The sequence below is a fragment of the Reichenbachiella ulvae genome (genome assembly GCF_025833875.1).
GTDB classification, from domain to species: Bacteria; Bacteroidota; Bacteroidia; order Cytophagales; family Cyclobacteriaceae; genus Reichenbachiella; species Reichenbachiella ulvae.
The window spans coordinates 3,919,050-3,931,697 of the sequence record NZ_JAOYOD010000001.1; the positions used below are offsets into that span (position 1 = coordinate 3,919,050).

Here is a 12,648-nt window from a genome sequence, read left to right on the forward strand (position 1 = left end):
AATTTTAGAATGTGAGGCTAAGGCCGGCGATAAAGTTTCGGGTTTGGGGATAGGTACCATAGTCGATTCCCTGGGCGGTATTGCTATAGCCAAAGGCATTAACTTCCGGATCAAATCCTTTGTATCCTGTGAAGGTGAAGAGGTTTTCTCCTGTCACATACACCTTCAGCCCTTTGATATTGGCCTTAGACAATAGCGTCTGCGGCAAATCATACCCCAGCGTGATGGTTTTGATTCTGAGATAAGAAGCATCCTCGATAAAGCGAGTAGAAATCCTCGAATTGTCCGTATTCCCCCAGCTTGATCTTGGGATATCCGTTACATCACCAGGCTGCTGCCATCTGTCCAAAACTGCCGTTGATTGATTCTTTGGATCGGTCATACCCTCGGTATCGATGCGAGTAGCATTCAACATGTCATTGCCATAGGATCCCTGCAAGAACACCAAAAGCGACAGCCCTTTGTAAGAAAGTGTATTGGTCATCCCATAGAAGAAATCGGGATTGGCATTTCCTATGATCTTTCTATCTTCAGCCCTAGGATCAAAAGTACTTTCTCCATCTGCTCCGATGTAGTAAGCATCACCAGTTTGAGGGTCCACTCCACCATAGACATAGCCATACAAGGTTCCTAATGGCTCTCCTTCTCTTACCAAACTCGCCTCACCACGACCGGCAATCGAGCCATCGTAGATCTCCTGTCCTACGATATCCACCACTTTGTTTCTATTAAATGAAAGATTGAAATCCGTATTCCATTTCAGATCACTATCCAAATTGACTGTGCTGATCACAAACTCAAGTCCTTTATTTTCCAGCTCTCCTACATTTTGGATCGCATTGTCAAAGCCTGTGCTGCGTGGTAGCGGTGCGTTGAGCAAAAGATCCGTTGTAGTTTTTTGATAAGCATCTATGGTCACACCTACTCGGTTGTTCCACAGTCCCAGGTCCAAACCGAAATTGATTTGCTCAGATTCTTCCCACTTCAAGGTGTTGTTACTAATGGAAGCTGGGTAAGTTCCAGGCTGAGTGATCCCACCAATTGGATAGTTGGCTCCACCACCTACCAAACCAAGGTAAGAGTACTGATTCGCTCCACTGAGCTGATCATTACCCACAATACCCCAGCCAGCGCGCAATTTCAAATCACTCAATGCACTGATCCCCTGCAAGAAACTTTCTTCAGAAATTCTCCATCCTGCAGAAACTGAAGGGAAGTAACCCCAGCGGTTGTCCGGCCCAAAAACACTAGAACCATCCGCTCTGAAATTGGCTGTGATCAGGTATTTGTCCGCATATTCATAATGCACTCTGGAGATATAAGACTGATTGGCCTTTTCAGATTTTGATGCTGTAGCAGCAATGATTTCTGACCCAGCATTAGGCGTTTGAATCCCATCGCTTGAGAAATTCTGCGTTACCACTCGGTTGCTTTCCCATCGGAACTTTTGCTGAACGGCACCTACCAGTATTTCAAATTTACTTTCTCCTAATTGCTTGTTGAATTTCAGCGTATTATCCAGAATATAGTACTGGTTTTTATTGGTATTATTCTCTGCTCGGCCATTCAAGGCACGACCATAGCTGGTCAAATAGGGATTCAAAAAGTAATCGTAGATATCATTGTTATGATCTAAACCGATGTTCGATCTGAAAGTGAAGTTTTTCAAGAATGAAACCTCAGCATAAGCATTTCCAATTAACCTTTGGTTTCTGTAGTTACGATCCGAGCCATCCGTACTGGCCAGTGGATTCTCCCAGTTTTGGAAGGGGTTGCTTGTAAAAGTCCCGTCCTCGTTGTAGATGCCAATGATCGGAGGAGTCGAAAGTGCTCCGAGCAACACACCACCTGAATTGACGGCCTGGTTATCCGTAACGTCTACATCTGAATACATGGTATAGGCTACTCGGGTTCCAACCTTGATCCAATCATTTACTGTATGATCCAAGTTCACTTTGAAGTTGGTTCGATTCATTTCAGAAGTTCGAATCGCTCCTTTTTGGTCTGTCCAGCCTCCAGAAATGTAGTAATTGGTTTTCTCATCCATACCGGACACAGACAATTGATAGTTTTGCGAAGTGCCCTTTCTAAACACTTCGTCCTGCCAATCGGTCTCATCATCGTACTGTGCCCAATTGGTGTTTTGACCCATCTCCTGCATTAGCTCGATGTAGTCTCTGCTTTTCAAAACTGGTATGGTATTCCAAACTTCAGAGAACCCCCCATAAGCAGTAAAGTTGATCTGTGCCTGTTTGGTCGAGCCTTTCTTGGTCGTTATCAACACAACTCCATTGGCGCCCTGAGCTCCATATATAGCAGCGGAAGACGCATCCTTCAAAATAGAAATGGATTCTACATCGGCAGGATTGATCGAGCGTGTATCAGTCGTAGGAACTCCATCGACTACATAAAGTGGCTCGCTACCCGCATTGATTGAGTTCGTTCCTCTAATTCTGATATTCAACCCTTGAGAGGGCTTTCCACTACTAGACATCACCTGTACGCCCGCGGCCTTTCCCTGGATCAACGAGCCAATCTGCGTATTGGGTCTTTGGCTCAAATCCTCATCGCCCACCACTGCAATCGAACCGGTCACATCCTTTTTCTCTTGCGTACCATATCCTACCACCACGATTTCTTCAAGACTTACTATATCCTCCTGAAGACTGATTTCGAAAGTCGACTGACTACCTACCATTAGTGTTTGTGTGATGTATCCTAGCGAGCTGATGATGATTTGGCTCGATGGGGTAAAATCGTGTGAGATCGTAAAGTATCCATCGATGTCCGTGATGGCTCCTACCGTGGTGCCTTCTACCTGAACTGTCGCGCCAGGGAGTGGCTCCTGCAACTCGTCTAATACCTTCCCACTAATCGTGCTCTGCTGAGCCAGGGTGATCGTGCTGGTCAATAATACCAACATCCATACAACACCCAATTTCCTGAAAACGTCAATGTGTTTCATGCTAATCATTTAGTCTTTGTAAAAACTGATTCCTTTTCCCAAGTCGGGATTGTAAAACAAGAAATGATAGCAGGCAATTGCGAAAGTGGGTAGCAAAGAAGTGGATCAAAGTGGACGAGAAAAACACTCAACCCCTTGATTTACTGATCAATGCAAGTAACCTTAAAGTACAGAAAAGTGGATGTCTTTAAAGTTATAGTGGATAGAAATGGATCTAATTTTGGATTAATTCTCTGAAGAGAGATCAAAAACCAAACTTCTAATCAACTATGACTGGGAGTCTTTAGAGACTGCGATTGCATTGATCTGCATGATCTGGTCTTCGAATTCATCTCGAGGACCTGCAGCCTTATTCTTGACTTTGACCCGATAGTTATAGATCGTATTGACAGAGTAGCGCAGTAGCTTCGAGATTTGAGAACTGTCCTGTATCCCCAAACGAATGAGAGCAAAAATTCTTAATTCCGTATTCAAGAGTTCTCCTTGCTTAAGCTCAATCTTTTCCTCTGGCAAAAGGAGCCCGTTGACCTGCTGTACGAAATCCGGATAGATATTGAGAAAAGTGCTGTCAAAGGTCTCATAGAACAAGTGCAATTCCCGATCAATCAAATCGTGTGAGTTCGTAGTTTGGTAGAGTTCTTCGTATTTGCGATTCGTGATCATTTTTTTCACCATGCGACGATAGTTGTCGAGCTTATCGATGAAATCCGAACAGATATTGAGGAAACTGGCGATGTATTGCTCTTTGATGCTGTCCGACTCAACCAATTGATTATTTAAATCATTCAACTTCTCATTGGCTAGTTTCATTTCGTCATTCAGCTCCTTGAGATTCATATTGGCCACACGCAGATCATTTCGTCCTTTTCGCACTTTTTTGACTTGTCGGATCGTCACGAATACCATTATCGCAAGACCCAGAGACAATAAACTAATCAATGCAAGACTGGTCCTAAGTTGTTCGTTTTGCTTATCAATTCGCTTTTGGTAGGCCGCCGTGATCAAAGGAAAAATATTCGAAATCTCGATGAACCGAAGACGAGAATTAAAGAACTCCGCATCCTCAAAGGACACTTTGATGTAGCGATAGGCCCTATCGATTTCCTTCTCCTCATAAAGCAATAAAGCCAGCTGGGTCAGAGAGGCATTGTCCTTGATAGAAGCACGTAAATCCGAAATAGCTGAAAGGGACAAATAAACCTTTTGCTGCTCTATATCCCCATTGATCTCATGAATCAGGGAACGTTGAAAAGCAATCAAAGCATACTGTGGAGTGGCCATTTTCGCCTGTGCCATTCGCTTTTTGTTGATCTCCAGACACTTCTCCATTTTGCGACTGTCACGATATTCTTTCTCAATCAGATCCCAATAGAGATCAGTATCTGGATTCAAATAATGGGTCAAAGAATCGGTGTATGCATCCAGAAGTACACGGTAATTCTGATTGTTGCTTTCTATTCTTGAGTAAAAATGGAGATCTTCATAGACCTTGTGATAGACCATGAAATACATCCTAACTGTACTTTCTTTCAAGGTCTCCTTGTCTACCAATTGCAGAATATCTAAGGCTTCCTTGTAAGAACCCGAATAGGCCAGCATTTTGGCCTGATACAATCTGGCTTCTGACAAAAACTCAGAATTGCCCTGCTCTTCGGCTAAGCTAATATTTTGATTGATATAGTGGAGGGCTGAATCAAAAGTGTAGGTAGCATATTCACGAATCAGCTGCGCCTGCACATGGTATTTTTCACTTGGATCAAGATTAGGATCATCTAATAGCCCTTTGATGCTGCTGATGCGAAGCTCTCTCTGGGAGTCATAAGCGGACCTTTCCTGAATCTCCTGATCTAAAACCAAAAGCAGCGAATCCAAACTCTCTGATTGAGCAGGCCATAGAACGCCAAATAGTAACCATAGTCCCAATATGCTACGCATCTCGAATATTAGCGAATTTTGTTTTAATCAACAGCGAAATTACAGAAATCCCTTTTAGACTTTTTCATACTCATCGACCAAATCCTTATCCAGGACCATCTCACCATTTTCATCTACATGATAGGGCTTTACAAATTTGGCATCCCATACTACTTCGTCGAAAGTATATGAATATCGCGAATGAACAATTTGACTAAAGGTGTCATCAAAACCTTTAATAAGGATCATGATTTCTGCACCACCTTCTACCAGCTCCTCTTGAGTCAAAGAATAAAGAGGTGATTTCTCGTCGATGGGATGCACCAGCGTCCAGTTGAGAGGCAAGAAAAGAATACTATCAATTTCTAATTGAAGTCTGGAAAATTTTCTGGCATAGCTACCTCCAATTTTCTTGTTGTAACTCAACATCACATCTGCAGACAGTTCTATGATCTGGCTACTCCGTCGATTCACAAATCGAAACTGCAAGCTTTTTCCATCCTTGTATGGAGCAATCAGAGCGTTTTTGCTGTATTTAAACATCGCCTGAGGTCTGGAAAAACGTCCGTATAGCAAACCCGTGATGAAGGCAAAAGAAATCAATCCATACACCGACTCAATCGACGAAACGATACTACTGAAGTGTCCCACTGGAGAAATAGAACCAAAGCCTACTGTAGTAAAGGACTGAAAAGAGAAATAAACACATTGCAAGAAATGATCCCATTCGTTATGGCTAAACAGACCAGACAGCTCGGCTCTCCCTGCCAAGAAATAGGCTCCCGCAAACAGTAAATTGCTCCCCAGAATAAAAACTGTAACTACCACAAAAAACAAAAACCAGTTCATCCGAATCAAAGACTGATAGGTGTTCTTAAAATGATAACCAAAATTGACACGCTTCACATTGAATGAGCCATCCTTATTGATAGACCGGTTCGCTACCCGCTCAAACTTTAGCCCCAGACCCGGATCTTGTATTTCTTCACTCATGGTTTAAACTATCAATCCCAAATATAAGTGCTAGTCAATAATGTTAGCTGGGAATCAGTCATTAGTAGCTGAGATTGGCTAATTTTGCGCCTCACTTGGATTGAGTTTGTTGGGCAAACTCAAGGTTAATGGTGAATAGATTCAAGTTATTGGTTTTTCAGTAGCTGACTTTATTCGCTAATTAATCAAGTAGTAATCGCAATACTATTTCTTATTAACATAAAACTACTAACACCTGATCGTTCAGGTAAAATTAGAATAAGATGGATTTGAATGCACTGACAGCCATTTCGCCGGTAGACGGCAGATACAGAAGACACACTGCAGAATTAGCAGAATATTTTTCAGAGTATGGACTCATCAAATACAGAGTACATGTAGAAATAGAATATTTCATCGCCCTCTGCCAGCACCCACTGCCACAGCTCGAAAGTGTAGACCACAGCCTATTCGGTAAACTACGTCAGATTGTAGTAGAGTTTTCTGAAGCCGATGCTCAGGAGATCAAAGACATTGAAAAAACAACTAACCATGATGTGAAGGCTGTCGAATACTTCATCAAGAAAAGATTCGACAATTTAGGACTGCAGCAATTCAAAGAATTCATCCACTTTGGATTGACTTCTCAGGACATCAACAATACGGCGATTCCTTTGCAGCTCAAGCATGCCATAGAAAGCGAATACATTCCAGCTTTGAATCAGATAGAAGCTAACCTGATGGAAATGGCAGAGGAGTGGAAAGACATCCCTATGCTAGCCAAGACGCACGGTCAGCCTGCCTCTCCGACTATGCTGGGCAAAGAAATTTTGGTATTCCACGAGCGTTTGACACAGCAGGTAAACATGCTGGATTCAGTGCGCTATGGTGCTAAGTTCGGTGGTGCAACTGGTAACATGAATGCTCACTTTATCGCCTATCCAGAGATCGACTGGATCAAATTCGCCAACAACTTTGTGGACAACACATTGGGACTGAGAAGAAGCTACCCAACTACCCAGATCGAGCACTACGATGACATGGCAGCTCTTTTCGACAACCTGAAAAGAATCAATACCATATTGATCGACTTTGCACGTGACATCTGGCAATACATCTCTATGGGCTACTTCAAGCAAAAAATCGTAAAAGGAGAAGTAGGATCGTCTGCTATGCCTCACAAGGTGAACCCTATCGATTTCGAAAATGCGGAAGGCAACCTGGGTATGGCTAACGCGGTATTTGAATACCTGTCTGCTAAACTTCCTATCTCACGTCTTCAGAGAGACCTGACAGACTCTACTGTATTGAGAAACGTCGGTGTGCCAGTAGGACACGGCTTCATTGCTCTCAAATCGCTGGAGAAAGGAATGGGTAAACTGGAATTGAATCAAGCAGCCATTGACGCTGATTTGGATCAGAACTGGGCAGTAGTTTCTGAAGCGATCCAGACCCTACTCAGACGCGAAGCTTACCCTGAGCCATATGAAGCTCTCAAAGCGCTTACAAGAGGGAATCAGGAAGTGACTCAGCAATCATTGGCAGAGTTCATCGATACGCTAGAGATTAGTGAAGATCTAAAGGAGGAAATGAAAAACATCACGCCTTTCAACTATACAGGAATCAATCCTTTGAAATAAGAGGTAAACCAAAATTGTTTAAGAAATAAACGGGGCTAAGCAATTAGGCCCGTTTTTTTTATCCTCTGGAATCTCCGCTGAGCTTAGCACATTCTTTCAGTCTTTTATTGACGGTGAGTTTCCACCAGGGTCCTCGTGTTACGCACAGCTTGGACTTAACCCAAAAGTTGTTTTTAAACCTATACCATTTCGATTTGAAGGACTGCTCTGGTCTATGTTCCAGCACATATTCGAATCCCATCTGATGAGTCGCTTCTAGCGCACATCGATTACCATAGAGCATACTCTTTCCATCCTTGATATATATGTGATTGTAGTCCCGAATATCAGGTTGATTGCGCCGAACATCCTCTTTCACTTTCCTATCCACCTTTCGGGTAGGCAATTCCTTTTTGATCTCCTCCTGCGCATGCAACTCTGAAGAGAACAATACACAAAGAGCAAAAGAAAAAAATACCGAGACGATATAGATAGAGCGTATCACTGGTTCAATGATAAATCAAATAATCCGATAACGGAACGGAAGCAGGTTGAATTATAGTGCAACTATACCTTCAATTTCACTGGCCTTCTGGTAGATCTCAATTACCTGATCGCTACTGCCGGCCATTACACGTATAGTGGCCGAAATGTATGTCCCCTTCTTGGATTCTTTTAGATCCATCTCATGCTTTGGCAATATGGCCTTAACCTTATCCAGCTGGGCATGCGGAACAATGAACTTGAACATGTAGAGCGTTGGGAAGGTGTGAACACTCTCCAACTTTTCCTTGAATGACTGTGATGAAAAATCCATATAAATAAAAAAAGTCCTGGCTATCGCCAGGACTCAAAGTTATCGTTTGTTTCTATCCTAGAAAAACTTATATCTCTCATCTTCGATTTCAGCCAGCTCTCTTACTGCCTCATCGATGCTATATGCCAATCTAGACTGTTTCTTTGAAGTTACCTGATTTCTGTAGACCTCATAGTCCGAAACTTCAGGAGCTTCTGCCTTGTTCACCAATTCCATTTGGATCACACCATTGTCGATGGCGAAAGGCTCAGTGATTTCTCCTGGCTCCATGGCGAAAGCCAAACCAACTGCCTTAGGCGCCAGACCTACACTTTTCAATGAGTTGCTGCTCATTTTCAGGTCTGTCATCGAATAGTATTTCGCTCCATTGCCATCGTAAGAGATCAACTTAGTTGCCAAGTTCTCCTCTTCGATTGAGTTCAATTTTTCTGTAATGATCGCAGCCTTTTTCTCATTTTCAACCTGCTTACGAACCTCCACTTCTACTGAAGCCAAAGTAGCCTCACCTTCTTCTTGCTCAGATACCAAAGTAGCAACTACATATTGATCTTCTATCTCGAATACCTCAGAAACATCCCCTACGCTTGCCTTGTTGTAAGCCCAATAAACAATGTTTCTTGCCTCATTGATGCCAGGGATTCTCTTCGCATTTGGTCCAAGGTTAGAAGCAGATTTCACCGCTAATCCTGCGGCCTCTGCATTGGCCTGGAATTCTGAAGAAGACTCTGTATCGAAAGCAAATTTCTCAGCATCTCTGTAGAAAGCATTTCTAGTTTCGTCTCCTACATATAGTTCTCTAGCCACTTTAGCTACTTTATACTCTTCATTGGTTTTAACACCGGTTACATCGATGATGTGGTATCCAAACTGAGTTTCTACTAGATTAGGTAATAAACCTTCTTTTGTAGCATCGAAAACTGCTTTTTCGAATTCTGGAACCATTCTTCCAGACCCGAACCATCCAAGATCACCTCCTTTAGAAGCAGTACCATCTGTTCCATGCAGTCTTGCCATTTCAGCAAAATCAGCACCGTTTTTGATTTGTCTTAAGACCTTATTAGCCTCTTCTTTATCCTCTAACTTGAATAGAATGTGGCTAGCTCTAGCAGTGAAGTCATCTCCTTCTGTCAGGGCTGACAACTTATAAAGAACAAAGCTACCATTCTCTACCAATGGTCCTACTACATCACCGATTGCTGCATCCTGAACAGCGCTTGGCAATTGATCTGCCGAATACGCTTTGAAAGCATCCGTAGCGTCAGAGTTGATAGATGCAAACAAAGAATCATCCTCAGCGGCAGCAAACTGGCTCACCAATTCTTGAATTTCTTCTTTTACCACTGCCGTATCGGTAGCAGATGGAACCACGTCTATTACAACGAATTTCAATGATTTAGAAGCCTCTCCCTTGTATTCATCTTTATGTGCAGCGAAATATGCTTTCAAGTCAGCATCAGAAACTTCAATCGCCGTATCAGATACTGAAAAGTAAGGCACATAGATGTAATTTACTTCTGCTGTATTGTTAGATGACTTATACTCAAACTTAGCCTCAGCTTCTGTTGCATAGTTAGTCTTTATGATCAAATTGTTGTACTTCGTACGCTGACGAGTGGGTGCCAAACTATTTTCGAAGTTGTACCATGCTGCACGCTGCTGCGGTGCTTGCTCTGGAAGTGTTCTCAAGTACTCAATTACTCTTTCCTTTTCGAAAACGCCAGTCTCAGGATTCGTAAATGCCTGTCTGATCTGTGGGCTGATGTTGTCTCCCTGAACCATGTCTACAATCTCTTCAGCAGAGATATCCAATCCTAACTGATTGTATTGTGCTTCGAAGGCATACTCACTGATCAACGCATCCCAGGTTTGGTTGCGGATGAACTCCTGCTCAGAAGCTGAAGGACTTCTTCCCTGATTCATTTGGAAATTGTAAGTCATCTCCTCCTGCTTGTCCAAGAAGTCCTGATAAGAAATAGTCTGTCCGGCTATCTCGCCTATATTGGCAGCTCCACCAAATAATCGAGAATTAGGTCCCAATAAATCCGCTCCAATGAAAGCGACAATAGAAAACCCAATAAGGCCTACGACTATTTTCCCCCCTTTATTCCTTAATGTATTAATTAATGCCATGTCTATTTATGTTAAAAAAGATGCGCAAAATAAGAAAGCCTCCTGTTAATATCAAAATTTTCCTGCGCTTAGTTAAATCCTTGTATTTGAGGCTATTCTTGATCTAAAATTCTTAATTTGATTTTTTCGATTCGAGCTTCTTCCATGAGTAAAATTTCGAAGCTATATCCCGGTAATTCAATCACATCTCCGGGTTCAGGTAAGTTCTCATTGATAGACAAAATCAGTCCTCCTAGTGTATCATAGTCACCTGTCGGCAGGTTAAAACCATGAGTATCATTAAGATAATCTACTTCTTGTCGGGCACTGAATTCATATTCCTTATCATTGAGTTTTAGCTCGAGCAAATCTTCTTCATCGTGCTCATCACGAATTTCACCAAAAATCTCCTCGATAATATCTTCCAAACTAACGATCCCTGACGTACCACCATACTCGTCGACCACCAAAGCTAAACTTTTGTGTTCAGTAATCAATTGAATCATCAATTCATTTGCTGGCATGGTTTCAGGTACTATAATGATCTTAGTAAGAATTTCAGGAATATCCTGTGGCTTTTTGAACAAAGCCAGCGAATGGCAATAACCAATCACATCATCAATAGATTCATCATACACCAGGATCTTCGAAAGCCCCGTTTCGATGAACATTTCTTTTAACTCCTCTATCGTATCACTGACATCTACAGCTTTGATCTCGGTACGAGGAATCATGCACTCCCTCACCTTAACGGTTTTAAAATCCAGGGCATTGTTGAAAAAACGTGCATCGACATCCTGATCATTTTCCTCCGTATCATCCTCCATAATATTTCGGATATAGTTGTTCAGGTCTGTCAAACCATATACGGGTCGATCATCCGAATATTCCAACCTCAGAACTCTGGTTAACAAAAACTTGCTACCAGCCACAACCATAAAGACCACCGGACTGAGCAAGTAGTAAATGATCAAAATAGGTACGGATAGAACCGAAAGAAAACGGTAAGGATTGGTTAGGAAAATACTCTTGGGTACATACTCAGCGGTAAAGAGAACGATGATCGTAGAGATTACAGTCTGTGACAGCAAAATCACCAAATCGTTGTTGAAAGGTTCGGGCAGCACTCTCGCCAACCAGGGATCCAGAAGCATCGCCATAAATATACCATAGACTACAAGCGTCAGGTTATTACCAATCAATGTGGTAGCAATGAAATTGGAAGGATTGTTCGAAAACTTGTGTAGAATCCTTGCTGACAACCCACCCTGCTTTTCCTGCAATGCTATATGAAGCTTATCGGTTGTGATAAATGCTATTTCGATACCAGAAAACAGCGCAGAGAAGAAAATTGATGTCAGGATGGCCCCTGTCAGGAATGTATCCATATATGATTAGATGTGAACTACTTTGGGTTCTTCTTTAATTTGTATAAAAGTAAAAGACCTATGCTTAACATAAAAATCCAATAGGACTGCATAGCACCATAAAGCATGGTTTGGTGAATGCCAATCAGAAAAAATCCAGCCGCTAATGTAAATATCACTATTTGAAAAACCGATCCACCCATACTATTCTGACTTTTCTATTTCTGCTTCTTCCTCTAGCAACTCATAATCTGTAGTATCTTCCTCGAAAACCAAATCATCGTCAAATCCACCAGAGTTACTTTTAGCTTCGTTAGTTGGCGCCAGATTCATGACACCAGTTGGTTTCAGGATCGTGTATTCATCAAAGTCCTCGCTGGCTTCCAGACCTTCTCCCTTGAGTACCTCCCCTCCGGATCGGATGGTCACAAACTTATCCGTATGAATTCTTTCTTCTTTCGGTACCCAATTGAGCAGCTCGGTATGCAAATCATCACCCTTGGCCAGACTTACCATTTGGACATCTCCCTCGGCCTTATAATAATCTTCCTCAGAAAAATAGTAACCCGTATTCGCTCGCAGGGTGGAAGCCAGACGTCCAGCATTATCATAAAATTCCAGATAAATCCCTTCAGGAAAATCTCGATCCTCATTTTCGTAGACCAACTGCTTGGCAGCCACCAGACGGATCTTAGCGACAGCTGAATCAGATACCATCACATCTATGCTATCCATTGATACAGAAGGCCCCTCATAGCGCTCTTGATCCAGTACGGCCTTTTTGTCCTCACAGGCTAACAGACCTAATAATATGAATAAGGGAAAAAGATGTTTCATTCTAATGAACCAATCAAATTTTCAGTTGAAATGCTTTGTCATAAAAAA

The 12,648-nt window shown here is 42.3% G+C and carries 9 protein-coding genes; 1 reads left to right on the forward strand and 8 read right to left on the reverse strand.

Annotated elements, in window-relative coordinates:
• Nucleotides 1-4: 4 nt before the first annotated feature.
• The 3 genes from N7U62_RS15830 to N7U62_RS15840 form a co-directional block, all read right to left on the reverse strand.
• Nucleotides 5-2,965, reverse strand: a complete 2,961-nt coding sequence (locus N7U62_RS15830; protein ID WP_264138982.1) for a SusC/RagA family TonB-linked outer membrane protein — start codon at nt 2,963-2,965, stop codon at nt 5-7.
• A gap of 267 nt (nt 2,966-3,232) precedes the next feature.
• The gene (gene susR, locus N7U62_RS15835) at nt 3,233-4,900 is read right to left on the reverse strand and encodes a SusR family glycan utilization regulator (protein ID WP_264138983.1); all 1,668 of its coding nucleotides are present in this window, start codon (nt 4,898-4,900) and stop codon (nt 3,233-3,235) included.
• A gap of 54 nt (nt 4,901-4,954) precedes the next feature.
• Entirely contained in the window at nt 4,955-5,872 is a 918-nt protein-coding gene (locus N7U62_RS15840) for an ion channel (RefSeq protein WP_264138984.1), read from the reverse strand.
• A gap of 263 nt (nt 5,873-6,135) precedes the next feature.
• Here N7U62_RS15840 and purB point away from each other — a divergent pair, with 263 nt between their 5' ends.
• Nucleotides 6,136-7,491: an adenylosuccinate lyase gene (gene purB / locus N7U62_RS15845; RefSeq protein ID WP_264138985.1), complete on the forward strand. Its 1,356-nt coding sequence runs from the start codon at nt 6,136-6,138 to the stop codon at nt 7,489-7,491.
• 58 nt (nt 7,492-7,549) lie between these two features.
• On the opposite strand, the gene N7U62_RS15850 is transcribed toward purB, so the two are convergent.
• From N7U62_RS15850 to lptC, 5 genes are all read right to left on the reverse strand, one after another.
• Entirely contained in the window at nt 7,550-7,975 is a 426-nt protein-coding gene (locus tag N7U62_RS15850) for a hypothetical protein (RefSeq protein WP_264138986.1), read from the reverse strand.
• Between the two features lie 51 nt (nt 7,976-8,026).
• Nucleotides 8,027-8,287: a DUF493 domain-containing protein gene (locus N7U62_RS15855; RefSeq protein ID WP_264138987.1), complete on the reverse strand. Its 261-nt coding sequence runs from the start codon at nt 8,285-8,287 to the stop codon at nt 8,027-8,029.
• Nucleotides 8,288-8,344: 57 nt separating this feature from the next.
• Nucleotides 8,345-10,417: a peptidylprolyl isomerase gene (locus tag N7U62_RS15860; RefSeq protein WP_264138988.1), complete on the reverse strand. Its 2,073-nt coding sequence runs from the start codon at nt 10,415-10,417 to the stop codon at nt 8,345-8,347.
• Between the two features lie 92 nt (nt 10,418-10,509).
• The gene (locus tag N7U62_RS15865; protein ID WP_264138989.1) at nt 10,510-11,784 is read right to left on the reverse strand and encodes a hemolysin family protein; all 1,275 of its coding nucleotides are present in this window, start codon (nt 11,782-11,784) and stop codon (nt 10,510-10,512) included.
• A 183-nt stretch (nt 11,785-11,967) separates the two neighbouring features.
• Entirely contained in the window at nt 11,968-12,600 is a 633-nt protein-coding gene (gene lptC, locus N7U62_RS15870; RefSeq protein WP_264138990.1) for an LPS export ABC transporter periplasmic protein LptC, read from the reverse strand.
• Between the last annotated feature and the right edge of the window lie 48 nt (nt 12,601-12,648).